The sequence below is a fragment of the Streptococcus sp. 2018037 genome (assembly GCF_019754195.1).
Taxonomy (GTDB): domain Bacteria; phylum Bacillota; class Bacilli; order Lactobacillales; family Streptococcaceae; genus Streptococcus; species Streptococcus hashimotonensis.
This window is the reverse complement of record NZ_JAIJZQ010000001.1, coordinates 63717-81707: the sequence shown is the minus strand read 5'-3', so window position 1 is coordinate 81707 and position 17991 is coordinate 63717. Positions and strand designations below refer to the sequence as shown.

Sequence of the window (17991 nt, the reverse complement as noted above, 5' to 3'; positions counted from 1 at the left end):
TATCTTAAAGGCTTATGAATTGCAAGAACTTCCCTTTCTACAAGGCTTTCCAGTACATATCACTCCACATTTGTCCTCCAAATTGCGACAAGGAGGGGCCAAAGTCTTCAAACTGGTTCATTTCATAGTAGCCAATCAAATACTCCTTACAGGTCAGGGAAACCCCTTCAAATCCTCCCGCTAAAGCCACTTCTTTTATGGCTGCCAACAAAAGAGTCCCCACTCCCTGTCCCTTATAGGTATCCGCTACGGATAGACTAGCAATAGCTAGGTGACTGCCTGTCGGCATGTCACTCTCTGTCAAGTAAAAAATATCGTCTGTAACAGTCTGCGAAACAGAAGGACAGGATAATAAATATCCTGCTATTTCCCCATCGTGTTCCATTATTAAACAGGTTTTACTCAAAGCATTCAGATAAATGGCGAGAACAGACTCAGCTATTTGTTCTTCTTTGGAAAAATTGGCATTTTCAATCAAAACAACTTGTTCTAAATCCGAAGGAGTAGCAAAACGAATTTCCATAATTTTCTCCCTTATATAGCGGAAAAACAGGGGCCATAGGCCTCCGTCTTTCTTTTTATTGGACGTTATTTGTAAGATTTGACAAGAGTCTTTCGAAGGAATATTCATAGGACTGAATATCACCAGCTCCCATAAATACATATACTGCATTGTCATGGTCTAAAAGCGGTGAAGTATTTTCAACTGTAACAAGTCCACCTTTTTTGTTGATTTTAGCCGCCAAATCTTCTACCTTAACCTGACCATTGTCTGTTTCACGCGCTGAACCATAAATTTGAGCAAGGTAAACTGCATCTGCTCCATTCAAAGCATCTGCGAACTCATCAAGAAGCGCAATGGTACGAGTGAATGTATGTGGTTGGAAGATGGCTACCAACTCCTTACTAGGATACTTCTGACGTGCCGCATCAATGGTTGCAATGATTTCCGTTGGATGGTGAGCAAAGTCATCAATGATAACAGTATCATTGACAATTTTCTCCGTAAAGCGACGTTTGACACCTCCGAACGTCTTCATGTGCTCTGCAACCAGTTGCAAATCAAATCCAGCAATATAAAGATTGGCAATAACAGCTGTTGCATTCATCACATTATGCTTACCAAAGGTTGGAATTTGGAATTCTCCCAACTCTTCTTCACCATGGCGAACTTTGAATTGTGAACCATTAGTAGAAGGCTTCAAGTCATAGGCAACAAAATCATTATTGTCTTCCAAGCCATAATAGTAGATTGGAGCATTTGCCGTGATACGACGAAGTTGCTCATCTTCACCAAAAACGAAGAGAGCTTTTTTTACTTGCTTCGCATAATCATTGAAAGCATTGAAAACATCCTCTAGACTAGTGAAATAATCTGGATGGTCAAAATCAATATTGGTAATGATGCTGTACTCAGGATGGTATGGGGCAAAGTGACGTTCGTATTCATCGGATTCGAACACAAAATACTGAGCATTTGCCGAACCGCGACCAGTACCATCACCAATCAGGAAGGAAGTATCTGTGATATTGCGCATAACATGTGCCAATAATCCCGTTGTAGAGGTCTTACCATGGGCACCAGCAACACCGAGGCTCGTAAAACCTTTCATAAATTCACCTAGAAATTCATGGTAGCGTTTGTAGGTATAGCCTTGGGCATCAGCATAAGCGATTTCCACATTGTTATCTGGACGAAAAGCATTACCAGCAATCAATTCAACATCTGCTGTAATATTTTTCTCATCAAATGGTAAAATCTGAATCCCAGCTTGTTCAAGCCCGCGTTGTGTAAAGTAGTATTTCTCTACATCACTACCTTGAACCTTATGCCCCATTTGATGCAACATAAGAGCAAGTGCGCTCATACCTGATCCCTTAATTCCGATAAAATGATAGGTTTTTGTCATGTTATTCCTCTTCTATATGTGTCAAATTCAATTCTTGTGCCACTTGGCGATCTCGTTGTTGTCTGCGCTCAGGATAATTGTAGACCTGACTCTTTCTTAAAAAGTCATACGAATTTTTCTTTATAACCTGTTCCTGTTCTCTATCTTCTTTCTTCAAAGAATAGACAGCTGGCATATCAGCGAGAATATAGTCTGTCTGACGTAGGTTGTCCGCCAAACGTGTCAACCGACCTGCCTTAGGTTCAGTTGTTGAAACGATAGGAGGTTTCACCACAACTTTAGCTGGTGCTGGTTTTTCATCTCTTAAGTAGGTTGCTGATCGTTTTTTCTTCAAGTCTTCTCTAGCCTGTTCACGAGCCAATTGCCCCTGTGTTTTCACTGGAGAAGGCTTCGTTTTAGTCAGTTGCTGAAGGCGTTCCTTGCGAGAATAATGGCTTGGCTTAGCTTCAAACAGAGGAGGCAGGAGCTCATCTTCCGTTTGTGCTACTGGTTTTGTCGACGCAACTCGCTGTGAATCGGTAGACCAGCTAAATTCCTTTTCTTGATAAGGTCCCCTGATATTGCTAATCAGGTCGCTCTCATCATATAAACTCATAATTGGATTTTCTCCAACTAGTACCTCATCATCTGCGACTAGTGGAAATCTTTTTTCATGTCTAATCATAAGTCATCCTTTCGAACCCTTATTATACCATACTTAGGCCTTATTTCCTAATTCTACGCTGAGTCAACTGATTCCGTATCACTCAATCCCTAAAATCTCGCGAATGTCCTCAACCGTCAAATTCGCTCGGCTTTCATTGCCATCAAGGACTGTTTTGACAAGGTTCTTTTTATTTTCTTGCAATTCTTGAATCTTCTCTTCGATTGTCCCTCTAGTAATCAGGCGATAGCATTCAACCTTTTCAGTCTGCCCCATGCGATGAGCCCGACTGATAGCCTGAGCTTCCACGGCAGGATTCCACCAAAGATCGACTAGGATGACTGTGTCTGCACCTGTCAAATTCAAGCCAACACCACCTGCTTTCAAGGAAATGAGAAAGGCATCTCGACTTCCTGCATTGAAGGCCTGTGTCATTTCTTGGCGTTGGTTAGCAGGGGTTGAACCAGTCAGAGTATAGGATGTCATCCCAATTTCTTTTAGCTGTTCTTCTATTTTTTCCAGCATATTTCTGAATTGGGAGAATATCAAGACCCTGTGTTCACCTTCTTTTAGCTGCAAGAGTAATTCTTTCAAACTATTAAGTTTGCCACTCTCACCACTAAACTCTTCCATGAAAAGGCTGGGTGTATCGCAGATTTGACGTAAGCGAGTAATTCCTGATAGGATTTCTATCTTGCTACGATTGATTTGAGCATCATCTGCGCCAGCTATTTGAGTCCGCATTTGTTGAAGCTGGGCTAGGTAGATAGCTTTTTGTTCATCTGTCAGTTCATTAAGTACATTGACTTCTATCAAATCAGGCAATTCCTGAAGAACGTCTTCCTTATGACGTCTGAGAACGAAGGGTTGAATGGTCCGCGCAATGTCCTTGGCTGCTAATTTACCGAAGTCTTGTTTGCCTGGCAATAAACCTGGTAAGACAATTTGGAAAATGGACCAGAGTTCCGTCAAATGGTTTTCAATCGGCGTACCTGAGAGGGCAAAGCAATTCCCAACCTCAAACTCACGCAGTAGCTGTGCAATCTTAGATTGGGCATTTTTCATGACCTGCGCCTCATCTAAAATGAGGTAGTCAAAGCGTTCCTGTCTATAGAGCGCGACATCCTGTCTGAAGGATGGATAGGAGGTAACTAAGACTTGGTGACCATTGGCAATGACCTCTTCACGCTGTTCCTTGTTTCCATGGACAACTGCCACATCTAAACTTGGAGCAAACCGCTTGCACTCATCTAACCAGTTATAAATCAAGCTGGACGGTGCCAATATTAAAACTTTGGAATCTTTTGTCATCCGACTGGACAGAAAGGCGATAGTTTGCAAGGTCTTTCCAAGCCCCATGTCGTCAGCTAAAATTCCACCAAAACCATACGTATCCAGCATAGTCAACCACTTAAGCCCTGTCTGCTGATAATCCCTAAGCGACGTTGTTACTTCCACATCAGGAAGCGGGAACAAATCTGGCTGAGCTAGATAGCTTGCCATTTCCTCAAATTCCTTGGAGAAACTGACTTGGTTGAATTGTGACAAGGATTGAGCCAATTGGTAACCGGCAAGAGCATGGACTTGTACCTGCCCCTCCTTACCATGACGGGCTCGCAGATAGACTAGGGTTTGACTGATTTTCTTGGTTTCCTCATCAAAAACAAATACCTTACCACTCGGGCTAGTATAGTGATCCTCTTGATTCAGCAAGGCTGTAATCGCCTGATCGATTTCAGATTGTTCAATACCTGATAAGTCAAACGAAATATCCAAAAGTGAGCCGTTACGTACAATTTCTAATTGAGGTTTGGCTTCAATATATAAAGCCTGGAGCCTTTCTGCTAGATGAACCTGCCCCATTTTTTGTAATATAGGCAATTGTTGTTGGAAAAATGGATAGAGCTCCTGCTGACTAAGAGCCGCTCTCTGGGCATGATATGTCCCCCTAAAGCCAGCTAGACGAATAGCCTGATAGACCCTCTCCAAATGTTGGAAATGGCTGGCAAAAGGCAGGAGAGCCAAATCCTCTTCACTCCTTACCTTCCGTCCATCAAAATCCAAAACCAATTGGAGTGATAAACTTTCATTTGCCTCCATCTGAATATGAAATTCTGGCTTGAAATCATGAATGATGAAGCGTTTAGGTGCCTTAACAGTCCCAATTGTCTGCAAATCCAGCAAGCTTAAAGCCAGACGATTTTGGTCAGGGAAATCCACCTGCACCTTTCTTAAACCTGATTCGGTTGGAACAAGTTCGGAAATTTGGTAAATCAGATGTTCTTGATGGCGATTGACACTATAAACCGTGCCATTTACTAAGAGATAGCGCCCATGAAAAAGTGGTCGGACTGGTTTTTCGTGAATAACCATTTCAATCATCTGCGTGTGAACGGTCACCTCAAAATGATAGAGCCCTTCCTCCCCTGTCAACGGAAGAACCATCAAGGAGGAATAGGACTGCTGTTGATAGGAAAAGTTAAAATGTTCTAGCTGATTTAACAGCTCCAACCCCTCCTCAAAATAGGCTTGTGGCAGACGAAAATGTCGTCCAAAATGAGTAAGAATGTCTGAATCTATACCAACTTTCTCTGGTACCAAGGCCCAGAGAAAATCCAGGAGAGCCTGACTTGGTTCATCAAAATTTTCATAAGTAACTTGCTCATAATAATTTTTACCTATCTGATAGTGACCGTTGGCTTTCACAATGCGCAAAAAAGCTCCGATGTCCCGCACAATGTACGAACGTGTATCTGGCAAGCGGGTAATTTTCAAGGTCCAATCTATCTGACGATCATAGGGCAATAAGCTCCCTTCAACTGATAACTGATACTTAAGCCCCAGTTCAGGTTCTGGCCGCAAAATTTCATCTAAAAAGAGACCGCCAAAATAAGTCCGACGGACGGTTTCCTTATGTTGTTCACCATCTTCTTTCAAAGACTGCTTCATATCCTTGCCTGAGGCGTCATTTTTTAAAAAATACTCCGTGGCAGCTAGGTGTTGACAGTAGCCCTTACTTTGAAATAACTGGCAACTACACTGTAAATCGCTATCTGCATCGCCGTAAGTGAAGCGCTCACCAGCAATATCCAGCACCATCTTTCCATTCTCACTATGAAGAACAGTCAGTTTTCCAGCCTCGTACAAATCAATTCCTTCTTGGCGAATCCGCCCTGGCATCATGCGACCCATTCTAACTCCTTTACCCTTCAACCAATCATCAGCTCTTCTGTAAAATGTATCTAAAATATTATCTTTTCATTATAGCATATTTTCAATTTGAATTGTTTAAATAGGTATCAAAAAAACACCAGCTGGTAAACTGGTGTCTCTAATGAATAGCTAAATAATAAATCGTTGCCTGCCACATTTTCAAGATTGTTTTTCTGCTTTTCCAAAGCCAAAATAGAGCAAATAGCAGGAAAACAACTGCCACTACTACGTTAATCAAGCCTTTTCCATCCAAGAAAAACTTGAAAAAGAAGACGGTCACACAAGTAAGTAAGGCAAGGAGTAAGATATGAATCAGAACTCCCAACCAACCTAGCCAATAGCGAAGGCCAAAAGGAGGGTGTTTCTTTTCATCGAAGTCTGCTAGACCAGTCAAAAACTCAACCAAGATTTCACCGATTATTTCCATATGGTCGGTCCCCCTATTTCATCTGCTGATAATACTTAGTCCGTCGAATTAAGGTTTTGATAGCCCTAGCCAGTAGAATCGTCAACACACTTGCTCCAAATACCAAGAAAAGAAAGATGCCAACCAAGAACCTGTCAAAATGGTTGAAAACCATGATGGATCCAGCTGCGTAGGTTACAAAATAAACCAAAAGAGTCACTAAAAATACCAATATACACGCAAAGACTCCAAACCAGTAACGAAGACCAAAGGGCTTGTACTGCTTATCTTCATAGTCTACTAGTAGAAGAACAGGAACTGTTAGAAATGCAAACAACATTAGAATGACATTGCCCGCTATCATGGAATCACCTCCAAGTCCATTCTAGCATATTTACGAATAGGTGCAAAGAGGGAGTGGGACAGAACTCGCAAATTGTTAAAAGAGTTCGTCTTCCCACCCCCGCACAGTTGATTAGGTCAGATTTGGAGTGTGAAACACGAACAAATCTGCCAATCAACCACTGCGCTGAGATGTTGACACGAACTCTGAGAAGCGTGGCTGGACTTTTTGCCCAGCCTTACTTCCGTTTCCGTGCAATCAGATGAATCGGTGTTCCTTCAAATACAAAGGCCTTGCGGATTTGATTTTCCAAGAAACGCATATAGGAGAAGTGCATGAGCTCTTCTTCGTTGACAAAGACCACAAAGGTCGGTGGCTTGGTCGCAACTTGTGTCGCGTAGAAAATCTTGAGACGTTTACCTTTATCAGTCGGTGTTGGATTGATGGCAATGGCATCCATGATGACATCGTTAAGCACAGCCGATGGAATGCGGGTATTCTGGCTTTCACTGATAGCCTTGATCATCTCAGGCAACTTGTGCAAGCGTTGCTTGGTCAAGGCTGATACAAAGATAATCGGTGCGTATGACAAATACTGGAATTGGTCACGAATATCGTCTTCCCACTGCTTCATGGTATGGTTGTCTTTTTCAAGCGTGTCCCACTTGTTGACTACGATAATCATTCCCTTACCAGCCTCATGGGCAAAACCAGCGATGCGTTTGTCGTACTCACGGATACCTTCTTCAGCATTGATAACCATCAATATGACATCCGAGCGTTCAATGGCACGCATGGCACGCATAACAGAGTATTTCTCGGTATTTTCATAGACCTTACCAGACTTGCGCATCCCTGCGGTATCAATCATGGTAAATTCTTGACCTTCTGGGTCTGTAAAGTGCGTATCAATAGCATCACGAGTCGTTCCAGCAACAGGCGACGCAATCACGCGCTCTTCCCCCAAAATAGCGTTAATCAAACTTGATTTACCAACGTTGGGACGACCAATCAAGCTGAACTTGATAATATCTGGATTTTCTTCTACTTCCTGAGCTGGTAGGTTTTCAATGATAGCGTCCAAGACATCCCCTGTTCCGATACCGTGTACAGAAGATACTGGATAAGGATCTCCAAGACCGAGTGAATAGAAATCGTAAATGTCATTCCGCATTTCAGGGTTATCAACTTTATTGACAACTAAAATAACTGGTTTGTTTGTCTTATAAAGGATACGCGATACATACTCGTCAGCATCCGTCACACCTTCTTTGCCAGATACGACAAAGACGATAACATCCGCTTCATCCATGGCAATCTCAGCCTGATGCTTGATTTGCTCCATGAAAGGTGCATCCACATCATCAATACCACCTGTATCAATCAGGGAAAACTTACGGTTGAGCCACTCACCAGTAGCATAAATACGGTCGCGGGTCACACCTTCAACGTCTTCTACGATAGAAATGCGTTCCCCCGCAATACGGTTAAATAAGGTTGATTTACCAACATTGGGACGTCCAACGATGGCGATAGTTGGTAGAGCCATAGCTCCTCCTCTTCTAGTTTACAATAATTTATTTTTTTCTAATACAGCCCTCGTTTCAGGCTGCTCTGGCTGACCAAACTGGGCAACCATACGCTCCGACCAGGTTTCTGTCTGACGGGCACCTGCATAGGCTGTCTGAACTTGATCGTAGGCTTGGATTACTTCCACGCCTTGCTCCACATATTCTTCCTGAAAGACAATGATTTCACTTGCCAAACGTGGTTTGACAGGATGGTTTTGGGCTGGTCGACCCAAGGCAATACAGAAAATGGGATAGGTATAATCTGGCAAGTTGAACAGCTCTGCTATTGCCAAGGCCTTATGGCGAATCATACCGATAAAGACGCCACCGTAACCTAAGCTTTCCGCTGCCAAGAGGGCGTTTTGCCCTGCTAGGCTCGCATCAACAGAAGAAATCAGGAGATTCTCTGTTCCTTTGGCATCAAAGTCTGAACCATGGAGTTGAGCCGCCTTGCTGGCACGATTATGGTCGCCCACAAAAACCAGAATAGCCTGAGCCTGTAAAATAGCTGGCTGGGGCACCAAATCATAGAGTGCTTGTTTTTTCTCCTCCAACTGCACCACAATGATGGAATAAGACTGGAAATTCTTCCAGCTAGACGCAGCTCGCCCAGCTGAAATAATAGCTTGCAAATGTTCCGCCTCAATAGGCTCCTCCGTAAAACGACGTACGGAAGTATGATTCAACATCAAATCAATGGTTTCATTCATCGGCGGTTATTTCCTTTCAAATGCAAATCGCGAGCCAGATAGCGAATCCGCTCCATAACCCGTTTGGCCTGCCAGGTCTCATCACCAGACTTACCAGATGCAAAATGCCGTTCCAAATCATCAAAGGAGAAATTGGACGTAAAGAAGGTCGGCAGATTTTCCTGCATACGGTATTGCAGAATGACCTGCAGGACATCGTCACGCACCCACGGACTATGTTGCTCCGCCCCAATGTCATCTAGCACCAATACCTGAGCCATCTTGATTTCATCAATTCGCTCCTTGACAGAACCATCCTTGATAGCATTTTTAATATCGACAACAAAGGTTGGATAGTGGAGCATGGTGGTTGATTGAAGATGGGTCTTGGACAACAAATTGGCTAAATAAGCCATCAAATAACTTTTTCCAATACCGAAGTTACCATAGATGTAAAGACCTTTTGGCTTTTCTTCAAAGCGTTTAACAAAATCTGCAATAGCCAGCATGACTTCCACACGATTTTCATCGCTCTTATCAATATCCGCCACGGTTACATTTTTCAAACTTGCCGGCATATTAATGAGCTGGATACGGTTCTTAATAGCTTCCAAACGACGGTATTCGACCAATTCTTCTGTCTCAAGATAAGAAACATCCGCGTAGCCCTCATTCATAACCAAAACTGGTTGATACCCCTTAGCAATATAGGATTCATCCTGTTTGACAAAGAGGTCCCGCTGACTGATATATTCCAAAAACTTTGAAATGGACAGAGTAATTTCCTGCTGGGTCAAACCTTCTTTTTTGATAAAAGCAGCGACTTCAGGATCACTCACTATCTCCTGATAGAGTTGCTGATAAGATTTTGGACTTGGATTGGTTGTTTGCGACAACCTGTCTTGTACTGATTTCATCAGCTACCTCCTTTGTTTTCCATTTCTTCTAATTCGCGATAAAGGGCAGCTAATCTAGCTTGACCTTCCTGCGTTTGTCCTTGCTGAACCTCTTCCTTACTCCACTCAGGCACATTGGTTTTCTGTGGCTGGCTCGGCTTGGTGACAGCTTGACCTGCCTTCAACTCTCTTAGGTAAAGAACAGCTGCCTCTGCACTGCCAATTCCCTTGTAGGAAAAATCATTGCCCAGCTTCATAGCGTATTTTTCATTCAGATTGGCTGAGTCCACCTTGTTAAAGGTATAGAGGACCAAGACATTGATAACTTCATCAAGCAAACCCAAATTGGCCAAATCCGTCAAGCATTTTCGCTCTGTTCCTGTCACAGCTGCCTTCCGTTGCTCCTTGATAAAGGACAAGAAGGTTAGGCTGGATTTTGATTTCGCTTCACGAACAATGGCTTGCTCCTGAGCAGTGAGGTTGGCGCTTTCTGTTGGCAATGACTGACGTGACTGCTGCAAGCGTTTGGTCGAGATCGTCTGTCCAATAGCTGTTGCTTTAGCCTGACGATAGGTTTCCAACCAGGTCCAGCCTGCCTGCTCTGCTATGTAACTAAGCGCAATAATATCCTCAGCTTCATCCTGAAAAAGAAGCTTATCCTTGGCCATCAAGGCCTTGAAGGCAGACCAGTCAAAATCATATTTCGGTTCAAAAACAACTGGAGCCTGCCCATCCATGGTAAAGACCTGAGAAAACGTTTTTGAGATATTCTGTTCCTGATTGGGTAGGTGAACAAGCAGATTCTCCATGCTCGACTCCCCAATCTTCCTCGCCAACAAGTTCTTATACAAGGGTTTCGCTAGAAAACTTTTTACGGTCAGAGGGGCTTGTAGCGCCAAACCTGTTAATTCTTCTGCACGATAGAGTTCTAGGAGCCCCATGGCAGTCAGAACATCCAGAGCCTTCTCCAAACGATTCATCCCAAAATCCATGTGATTGAGAATGACAGTCCATTTGTAACGGCCTTGCCCTTGATCGGCAAAACTATAAAAGTAATAATAAAGCGCTAATGCATCAAAACCGATAATCGGCTGGTAGCATTGGCTAAGACTGACAATATCAGGTGTAAACGGGCTGATTTTTATATAGGCAAATAAATCATTTGGTTTCATCTTTTTTTCCCGGTTTTACCTTACTTCCTTTGGAAATCATCTGCTTAAGCAAATTTTCTAGCTCTCCAACATCTTTGAAAGAACGATAAACCGATGCAAAACGCACATAGGTGATTTCATCCAATTCGACCAATTCTTCCATTACCAAATTCCCAATGACATCGGATTCTATTTCACTATCACCTTGTGCTCGAACCTTCTGTTCAATCCGATTCACCACTTCATCAATATCATCGGTTGACACAGGGCGCTTTTGAGCAGAACGAATAATCCCATTGAAAATCTTTTCACGTGAAAACTGCTCTCTAGTTCCGTCTTTTTTCACAACGACTAGAGTTTTCTCTTCAATCCGTTCATAGGTGGTAAAACGTTGACCACATTGGTCGCAGGAACGACGACGACGGATGGTATTGCCATCTTCAGCCTGACGACTATCAATGACACTTGATTTCAAACTCTGACATTTTGGACAACGCATACTCTTCTCCTACATAAACTTTATCACTTCAGTATAGCATAAAAATGACAAAAATAAAAGAAAGCGAGAATTACTCACTTTCTACCAATAATTCATCTTGCTTCTTCAATCGACTGGCAACCCATTCACGAACCAGGCGGTAGACAACCGCAAAAATTGGGGTAAAGAAGACCATACCAAGTAGGCCAAACAAATTACCACCAATCAAGGCTGCAGCCAGGGTAAATAGAGTCGGAAGACCAACTGATTGACCAACCACGCGCGGATAGATAACATTTCCTTCTATCAGCTGAATAATCTGGAAAAGGGCGATAGACCAGAGTGCCAAGAGCGGATTTTGTACCGCCACAAAGAGAGCACTAATCAAACACGCTGAAAAGGGACCGATATAAGGTACAAATGATAGGACCCCTGCCAAAATACCAGCCATGCTGGCATAAGGAATTCCTGAGAGCGAATAACTAACAAAGACAAGTGTCCCAATGATACACGCCTCAACAATCTGACTCATCAAGAATCGGTCATAGGTATCAACAATAACTTCTCCAATATAGTTCACTACTCTGACAGCCTTCTCTGGCAAGGTAGCCTGCAAGAACTTTCTCGTCATCGCCTGTAAGTGTTCCTTGCTCCCTAAAATCGCTAGAGTGAAGAAGAAAGCCATTATCAACGTCATAGTGTTCGAAAAAATCCCCGTCACATTGGACACCAAGCCAGATAAAATCGGTGTGACCAAACTTGAAATAAGTGTTAAATTCTTCAACTGATCCAAAAAGCTGGCAATCTGGTCTCCGATTTGTCCCGACAAAAGACCATTTGATTCAAGAAAATTAGTTAGGGCATTTACCGATTTTGGAATGGCTGTGCTACTAACCGAAACCAGTTCTGAAACAGTCGTCACCAATGTAGGAAGAACAATCACCACCAGTCCTGTCACAATTAAAGCAAATCCAATTAATACTCCAACAATTGCCAAAGACCGCTTGGATTTCTTTAAAAAAGAAATTTTTTCAAACTGATCTTCTAATTTTTTCATGGGAACATTGAGAATAAAGGCAAAAATAGCTCCAATAAAAAGCGAGTTCATACTGCCTAATAATTGTTGAATAGCCCCATAAATACTAGACCAGTTGAGAACAGCTAACAATGTCGCTCCAGATAAGAGTATCAATATGACTTTTTCTTTAAATGATGTATTCATAACTTTTCCATTCTTACTTATTGGCTATTATTTTATCACACGCTTATAGAAAAAGAAAGAGGGAAAGCTTCCCTCCTCTCTACTCTAAATCAATCGCGCATGGCATATCCGACACCACGAACTGTTTTTATATATGAATCTTGATGTGGCAAATCCAGTTTACCACGTAGATAGCGAATATATACATCGACGACATTGGTCTCAGAAGCCGCTTCATATTTCCAAACACGCTCAAGAAGTTGTTCTCGACTAACAGGCTCTGGACTGTTCATCAAGGTTGCAAGCAAATCATATTCCCGCCTTGTTAAATTAATTAACTCTTCTCCACGTGTCACTGTTCGATTTTGAAAATCAACCTTCAAATCACGATAGGCCGCATGCATGTGAACCTGTTTACAGTTATTGTCAATAAAATCACGACCACGAAAAATCGCAGAGATTTGCTCCACTAAATCACTGATGACAAAGGGCTTCACTACGTAGGAAACAGCATAAGAGAGGACTTCTTCCCCATATTGACTAACTTCTGTCGGCTCAACTACCACAATCATGACCGTGGCTGGTTTTATCGCTAATAGTTCTGTAGCCAATTCCTTGCTGGACATGTCTGAAAGCTGAAAACTCATCAGAATCAAGTCAAAATCCGTTTCATGTGCCAAGGACATAGCCTCTTTCCCTGTCGATGCATAATCAACAAGATAGTCTTTTTTCTGCAATTCCATGGAAACAAAATGCGAGAGATTGCGTTCTTTACCAGCAATCAAAATTTTCTTAGCCATTGTCCATCCTTTTCTATTCTTTCAAATGGTGTAGGAATCGTATTATGACTAGAAAGAAGGGCGCTTCCACGCCCATCTTTTCTATTTTGATTCGCTATACCAGTCGTAATGGAAGATTCCTTCTTTATCTTTACGGTTATAAGTGTGAGCACCAAAGTAGTCACGTTGTGCTTGAATCAAGTTCGCTGGCAAGTTTTCAGCACGGTAGCTATCGAAGTAGGTAATAGCTGCTGAGAATGTTGGTACAGGAACTCCTGCTTGAACTGCCAAGGCAACAACATCACGAACTGCCTGTTGATACTTAGCTGTTACATCAAGGAAGTACTCATCCAAGAGCAAGTTTGCCAAGTCTTCATCACGTCCGTAGGCATCTGTGATTTTTTGCAAGAAGCGAGCGCGGATGATACAACCTGCACGCCAGATTTTTGCGATTTCACCAAATGGCAAGTTCCAGTTGTTTTCTTTTGATGCTACGCGCAACTGTGCAAAACCTTGTGCATAAGACATGATTTTTGAGAAGTACAATGCTTGACGGATTTTTTCTACCAATTCAGCCTTGTCGCCTTCGTATGCAAACGGAGCTGGTTTTGGAAGGACCTTGCTTGCTGCCACACGCTCATCTTTGTAAGTTGAGATATAACGAGCAAATACAGATTCTGTAATCAATGACAGTGGCACACCCAAGTCAAGTGATGATTGACTTGTCCATTTACCAGTTCCCTTGTTACCAGCCGCATCCAAAATGTAATCAACGATTGGTCCATCTTGACCTTGATCGTCTTTACGTTTCAAAATATCTGCTGTGATTTCAATCAAGTAGCTATCCAATTCGCCTTTGTTCCACTCAGTAAAGATGTCAGCCATTTCATCCACTGACAAACCGAGCAAGTGTTGCATGAGGTCATAAGACTCCGCAATCAATTGCATGTCGCCATACTCGATACCGTTGTGTACCATTTTTACGTAGTGACCAGCTCCATCTGGACCGATATAAGTCACACATGGTGCTCCATCTTCTGGTGCTTTTGCTGAAATTTCTTCCAAGACATCTGCCACCAATTCGTAAGCTTCTTTCTGACCACCAGGCATGATAGATGGACCTTCAAGGGCTCCTTTTTCACCACCAGATACACCTGTACCGATGAAGTTAATACCTGAATTTGCCAATTCTTTTGAACGACGGATAGTGTCTTCGTAGAAAGTATTACCACCATCGATCAAGATGTCACCTTCATCCAAGTGCGGCAAAAGTGCTTGAATGGTTGCATCTGTACCAGGACCAGCTTGAACCATAAGCATGATGCGACGTGGTTTTTCGATAGATGCCACAAAGCTTTCCACATCGTAACTTGGTACCAAGTTTTTACCTGGGTTGCTTGCAACAACATCTTCTGTTTTATCAGCAGAGCGGTTGTAAATAGCTACTGCATAGCCACGTGATTCAACGTTAAGCGCAAGGTTGCGGCCCATAACGGCCATCCCTACAACACCAAAATTTGCTTTAGTCATTTGTTTACTCCTCTAATTTGTATCTCTTTTATTATACACCGAAAGCTTAAAATTGACAAGAATTTTCAGATAATTTAACTATCTTGCCAATCTGAGTTAGTCCTCATCCCCAAATAACCCTTGTAATTGGGCAAAAGGACTATTGGCCTCTTTTTTCTCTTGAGCTTTTTGTTGAAAATCTTCTTCAGTCATTAAAGCCCAAGCTTTACCAGATGGTAGTTCCTGTCCAGCTTCTTCTTCAGGTGTCAAGACTTTGATTGGTATAGCCAGTAAAATATTATCTGCTACACTCTCATCAAGGACAATGTGGTCATCTTCTACTACCAGTACCATATCCTCATCAATCAAATCTTGTTCTTTAAGAACTGCTTCATTGGCAACAAAGAGTTCATTGACGTTTTGGACCTCATGCAAAACAACTGGTTGCAGAGAACGACTGGATGCCAAGGTAATATCATAAGTCATCTGATAGTCCAAGAAAAAGAAACCTGATTCAAAACGGACATTTCCAGTGACTTGGACTGGCGACAAGCCTAGAACTTCACCATTTCGAGCTTGCAATTCTTCCTGTAAATCCAAGGTTTTATCAAAGGAGATTCCATCTGGATTTTTCTGAATATCGTAAATATGAAACATTGTATTCCCCTATTCAGCTAGTTCTGTGATGTAGTTATAGACTTCTTGTCCAGCAACTGCACCATTTCCTACTGCCGTCGCAATCTGACGCAGTTGATTTTGACGAATATCACCGATGGCATAGATGCCTGATTGAGTCGTTTCCATCTTTTCATTAGTGATAACCCAACCAGCTTCGTCTGTAATTCCTAGGTCCGCAACTGTATCAGTCATCGGATCCAGACCGACATAGATAAAGACACCTCCGAAATCAAGTTCACTGACTTCTTCAGTTTTCACATTTTTGATAACCACGCTTTGTACACGTAAGTCATCACCCTTGATTTCTTCGACTACGCTATCCCAGATGAAGTTAATTTTTTCATTGGCAAAAGCGCGGTCTTGGATGACTTTTTGAGCACGAAGCTGATCACGGCGGTGAACAATTGTCACAGACTCCGCAAATTGTGTTAAGAAGAGAGCTTCTTCGACCGCAGAATCTCCACCACCGACAACCAAGAGTTTTTGTCCACGGAAGAAGGCACCGTCACAGACTGCACAATATGAGACACCACGGCTATTGTAAGTATCCTCACCTGGAATACCTAACAAACGGTGTTTTGCCCCCATGGCTAGAACGACTGTCTTTGTCTCCAAAACACCATCCTCAGTAATCACTTTCTTAATTTGTCCTTCTTCCTCAATACGGACTAGGTTGCCAAAAATATGGTCCACACCGAATTTTTCCAAGGGTTCAAACATTTTTTCAGCCAAGGCTGGACCTGAAATATGGTCATAGCCTGGATAGTTTTCAATTTCCGCGGTATTGTTCATCTGACCACCATAAATACCACGTTCCAAAAGAGCTACCTTTAAATTGCTACGCCCTGCATAAAGAGCTGCAGTCATCCCCGCAGGACCCGCACCAATTACAACTGTATCGTACATATACTTTTTCCTTCTACGCTTTAAACATTAATAAGATTCCCACTACTCCAAAGGCTGCAATGGGAATTGTCATCACATTAATCATCAACAAATCAAACAAGAAATCTTGTCGTTCTTGCAAGGTTTTATCCACACCCTTTGTCGCACGCCAGATAAACCAGACCAGACTAGAAGTGATAATCAACAAGGAAGCTATTAACAATCCTTGTAAATAAAAACTTAGAATGTTTTGTAACATCTTTTTCCTCGATTACTTTAAAAGGTTTGACGCTTGGCTTTACGTTCTGCACGACCTTTTGCACGCGCTTCAACTCGCTTGGTCTTGCGACGTTTTTCATCAACAGCCCATTGAATTTTCTTCTTGTAGCCTGGTTTAACTTTTTTCTTTTTCTTCTTGACCAAGCCAATCATTTCCAAATCTAGTTTTTCACGAGATTTTTCACGGTTAGCACGGCGGTCACGGTCGTAGGTATCGACAAATTCGCCATTTTTCATTTCTTTTGGCAAGAATTTGATATTGAGTTTTTCTAGCTCTCGAATATCTGCATCATCGCTTGGCTGATAAAGGGTAATGGCAATGCCTGATAAACCATTACGGCCTGTGCGCCCTACACGGTGAACAAAGAAGGAAAGGTCTTGTGGAATAGCATCGTTGATGACATGGCTGACACCTTCAATGTCAATCCCACGTGCTGCCAAGTCTGTCGCTACAATGTATTGATAATCCAAGTTCTTCACCTGGTTCATGATCCGCTTGCGCTCACGTGGAGGAATATCCCCATGAATCTTTGCAACGCGTAGACCATTCGCCGTCAAATAGCTATGCAATTCATCTGCACGTGTCTTGGTATTGACGAAAATCATGGCCAAATATGGTTGCATGAGCTTGGTTACTTCCAAGATTTGAGCATTACGGTCACGCCCCTTGGTTGAAATCAGCCAGTTTTCAATGGTATCTGAAATGACCGTATGGGTCTTGATTTGTTCCATGACTGGATTGGATAAGTATTTTTTCAAAAACGGTTGGAGTTTCTGCGGAATGGTCGCTGAAAAGACCATAAATTGCAAGTCTTTTGGCAGGCTGCCAGCAATCTTATCGACTGTTTCTAAAAAGCCCATGTCCAAGGTCATATCTGCCTCATCAACCACAAAGGTTTTGGCCTTATGGATAGCCAGGTCACCTGATTTGACCAAATCATAGATACGCCCCGGTGTCCCGACAACAATGTGAGGCTGACCAGCTTGAAGCTTGTCAATTTGACGGTTCTTATCCGTACCGCCAACATAATTGGTCACACGAACTTCGATGTCCGAATGACTTGCCAACTGGCGTGCCGCTTGATAAATCTGAGTAGCTAATTCACGAGATGGGGCTGTAATAACAGCCTGAACTTGGTCCAATTCCTCATTTAATTTTTGGAAAATAGGGATCAAGAAGGTATGGGTCTTACCCGAACCTGTTTTTGATTCCCCTATCAAGTCTCGCCCTAACAAAACAACAGGAATCAATTTCTCCTGAACTTCTGTCGGCTGGACAAAGTTAATTTCTTTCAAAGCCTCCTGAATATAAGGCTTGAGTTTCATATCTGTAAATTTCATAGTTTCCTCTTTAGTTGTA

The 17991-nt window shown here is 42.5% G+C and carries 18 protein-coding genes; all 18 read right to left on the bottom strand.

All coding sequences use genetic code 11. The features are described 5' to 3' along the window. Positions 1 to 37 precede the first annotated feature (37 nt). Positions 38 to 523: a GNAT family N-acetyltransferase gene (locus K5Q29_RS00390; RefSeq protein ID WP_024406643.1), complete on the bottom strand. Its 486-nt coding sequence runs from the start codon at positions 521 to 523 to the stop codon at positions 38 to 40. 55 nt (positions 524 to 578) lie between these two features. After that, positions 579 to 1910 carry a UDP-N-acetylmuramate--L-alanine ligase gene (gene murC / locus K5Q29_RS00385; RefSeq protein ID WP_024388499.1) on the bottom strand — a complete coding sequence of 444 codons (1332 nt, stop codon included), beginning with the start codon at positions 1908 to 1910 and terminating at the stop codon, positions 579 to 581. A 1-nt stretch (position 1911) separates the two neighbouring features. Next, a complete protein-coding gene (locus tag K5Q29_RS00380; RefSeq protein WP_053866696.1) occupies positions 1912 to 2574 on the bottom strand; it encodes a hypothetical protein in 663 nt (220 codons plus the stop codon). Positions 2575 to 2652: 78 nt separating this feature from the next. Further along, a complete protein-coding gene (locus tag K5Q29_RS00375; RefSeq protein WP_205032557.1) occupies positions 2653 to 5745 on the bottom strand; it encodes a DEAD/DEAH box helicase in 3093 nt (1030 codons plus the stop codon). A 139-nt stretch (positions 5746 to 5884) separates the two neighbouring features. Next, entirely contained in the window at positions 5885 to 6193 is a 309-nt protein-coding gene (locus tag K5Q29_RS00370) for a hypothetical protein (RefSeq protein ID WP_105248718.1), read from the bottom strand. Positions 6194 to 6206: 13 nt separating this feature from the next. Further along, positions 6207 to 6536: a hypothetical protein gene (locus K5Q29_RS00365; RefSeq protein ID WP_044684117.1), complete on the bottom strand. Its 330-nt coding sequence runs from the start codon at positions 6534 to 6536 to the stop codon at positions 6207 to 6209. 217 nt (positions 6537 to 6753) lie between these two features. Next, positions 6754 to 8064: a ribosome biogenesis GTPase Der gene (gene der / locus K5Q29_RS00360; protein ID WP_002942705.1), complete on the bottom strand. Its 1311-nt coding sequence runs from the start codon at positions 8062 to 8064 to the stop codon at positions 6754 to 6756. An 18-nt stretch (positions 8065 to 8082) separates the two neighbouring features. After that, positions 8083 to 8796, bottom strand: a complete 714-nt coding sequence (locus tag K5Q29_RS00355) for an NADPH-dependent oxidoreductase (protein ID WP_024410718.1) — start codon at positions 8794 to 8796, stop codon at positions 8083 to 8085. Continuing rightward, positions 8793 to 9692: a primosomal protein DnaI gene (dnaI, locus tag K5Q29_RS00350; protein ID WP_014636109.1), complete on the bottom strand. Its 900-nt coding sequence runs from the start codon at positions 9690 to 9692 to the stop codon at positions 8793 to 8795. The genes K5Q29_RS00355 and dnaI overlap by 4 nt, the downstream gene beginning before the upstream one ends. Beyond that, positions 9692 to 10843, bottom strand: coding sequence for a replication initiation/membrane attachment protein (locus K5Q29_RS00345; RefSeq protein ID WP_024410717.1), 1152 nt, complete (start codon positions 10841 to 10843; stop codon positions 9692 to 9694). Before K5Q29_RS00345 ends, dnaI begins: the two co-directional genes overlap by 1 nt. Beyond that, complete coding sequence (gene nrdR, locus K5Q29_RS00340; RefSeq protein ID WP_002938341.1) at positions 10830 to 11321, bottom strand: transcriptional regulator NrdR; 492 nt, start codon at positions 11319 to 11321, stop codon at positions 10830 to 10832. Before nrdR ends, K5Q29_RS00345 begins: the two co-directional genes overlap by 14 nt. Positions 11322 to 11391: 70 nt before the next feature. Continuing rightward, the gene (locus K5Q29_RS00335; RefSeq protein WP_012027644.1) at positions 11392 to 12522 is read right to left on the bottom strand and encodes an AI-2E family transporter; all 1131 of its coding nucleotides are present in this window, start codon (positions 12520 to 12522) and stop codon (positions 11392 to 11394) included. Positions 12523 to 12611: 89 nt separating this feature from the next. Next, complete coding sequence (locus tag K5Q29_RS00330) at positions 12612 to 13301, bottom strand: DNA-binding response regulator (protein WP_024386751.1); 690 nt, start codon at positions 13299 to 13301, stop codon at positions 12612 to 12614. 81 nt (positions 13302 to 13382) lie between these two features. Beyond that, positions 13383 to 14810 carry an NADP-dependent phosphogluconate dehydrogenase gene (gene gndA, locus K5Q29_RS00325; protein WP_024410716.1) on the bottom strand — a complete coding sequence of 476 codons (1428 nt, stop codon included), beginning with the start codon at positions 14808 to 14810 and terminating at the stop codon, positions 13383 to 13385. 96 nt (positions 14811 to 14906) lie between these two features. Next, positions 14907 to 15446, bottom strand: coding sequence for a DUF177 domain-containing protein (locus tag K5Q29_RS00320; protein ID WP_024410715.1), 540 nt, complete (start codon positions 15444 to 15446; stop codon positions 14907 to 14909). A 9-nt stretch (positions 15447 to 15455) separates the two neighbouring features. Then, entirely contained in the window at positions 15456 to 16373 is a 918-nt protein-coding gene (gene trxB, locus K5Q29_RS00315; RefSeq protein ID WP_024410714.1) for a thioredoxin-disulfide reductase, read from the bottom strand. Positions 16374 to 16386: 13 nt separating this feature from the next. After that, positions 16387 to 16611, bottom strand: a complete 225-nt coding sequence (locus K5Q29_RS00310) for a DUF4059 family protein (RefSeq protein ID WP_002936682.1) — start codon at positions 16609 to 16611, stop codon at positions 16387 to 16389. 17 nt (positions 16612 to 16628) lie between these two features. Further along, positions 16629 to 17972: a DEAD/DEAH box helicase gene (locus K5Q29_RS00305; protein ID WP_105141290.1), complete on the bottom strand. Its 1344-nt coding sequence runs from the start codon at positions 17970 to 17972 to the stop codon at positions 16629 to 16631. Positions 17973 to 17991: the final 19 nt, after the last annotated feature.

Coding starts and splice junctions, on each gene's coding strand:
- K5Q29_RS00330 (WP_024386751.1), bottom strand. CDS start 13,301: ATGGCTAAGAAAATTTTGATTGCTGGTAAAGAACGCAATCTCTCGCAT.
- nrdR (WP_002938341.1), bottom strand. CDS start 11,321: ATGCGTTGTCCAAAATGTCAGAGTTTGAAATCAAGTGTCATTGATAGT.
- K5Q29_RS00365 (WP_044684117.1), bottom strand. CDS start 6,536: ATGATAGCGGGCAATGTCATTCTAATGTTGTTTGCATTTCTAACAGTT.
- K5Q29_RS00345 (WP_024410717.1), bottom strand. CDS start 10,843: ATGAAACCAAATGATTTATTTGCCTATATAAAAATCAGCCCGTTTACA.
- K5Q29_RS00370 (WP_105248718.1), bottom strand. CDS start 6,193: ATGGAAATAATCGGTGAAATCTTGGTTGAGTTTTTGACTGGTCTAGCA.
- K5Q29_RS00320 (WP_024410715.1), bottom strand. CDS start 15,446: ATGTTTCATATTTACGATATTCAGAAAAATCCAGATGGAATCTCCTTT.
- dnaI (WP_014636109.1), bottom strand. CDS start 9,692: ATGAAATCAGTACAAGACAGGTTGTCGCAAACAACCAATCCAAGTCCA.
- trxB (WP_024410714.1), bottom strand. CDS start 16,373: ATGTACGATACAGTTGTAATTGGTGCGGGTCCTGCGGGGATGACTGCA.
- K5Q29_RS00355 (WP_024410718.1), bottom strand. CDS start 8,796: ATGAATGAAACCATTGATTTGATGTTGAATCATACTTCCGTACGTCGT.
- K5Q29_RS00375 (WP_205032557.1), bottom strand. CDS start 5,745: ATGGGTCGCATGATGCCAGGGCGGATTCGCCAAGAAGGAATTGATTTG.
- K5Q29_RS00310 (WP_002936682.1), bottom strand. CDS start 16,611: ATGTTACAAAACATTCTAAGTTTTTATTTACAAGGATTGTTAATAGCT.
- der (WP_002942705.1), bottom strand. CDS start 8,064: ATGGCTCTACCAACTATCGCCATCGTTGGACGTCCCAATGTTGGTAAA.
- K5Q29_RS00390 (WP_024406643.1), bottom strand. CDS start 523: ATGGAAATTCGTTTTGCTACTCCTTCGGATTTAGAACAAGTTGTTTTG.
- K5Q29_RS00305 (WP_105141290.1), bottom strand. CDS start 17,972: ATGAAATTTACAGATATGAAACTCAAGCCTTATATTCAGGAGGCTTTG.
- K5Q29_RS00380 (WP_053866696.1), bottom strand. CDS start 2,574: ATGATTAGACATGAAAAAAGATTTCCACTAGTCGCAGATGATGAGGTA.
- murC (WP_024388499.1), bottom strand. CDS start 1,910: ATGACAAAAACCTATCATTTTATCGGAATTAAGGGATCAGGTATGAGC.
- K5Q29_RS00335 (WP_012027644.1), bottom strand. CDS start 12,522: ATGAATACATCATTTAAAGAAAAAGTCATATTGATACTCTTATCTGGA.
- gndA (WP_024410716.1), bottom strand. CDS start 14,810: ATGACTAAAGCAAATTTTGGTGTTGTAGGGATGGCCGTTATGGGCCGC.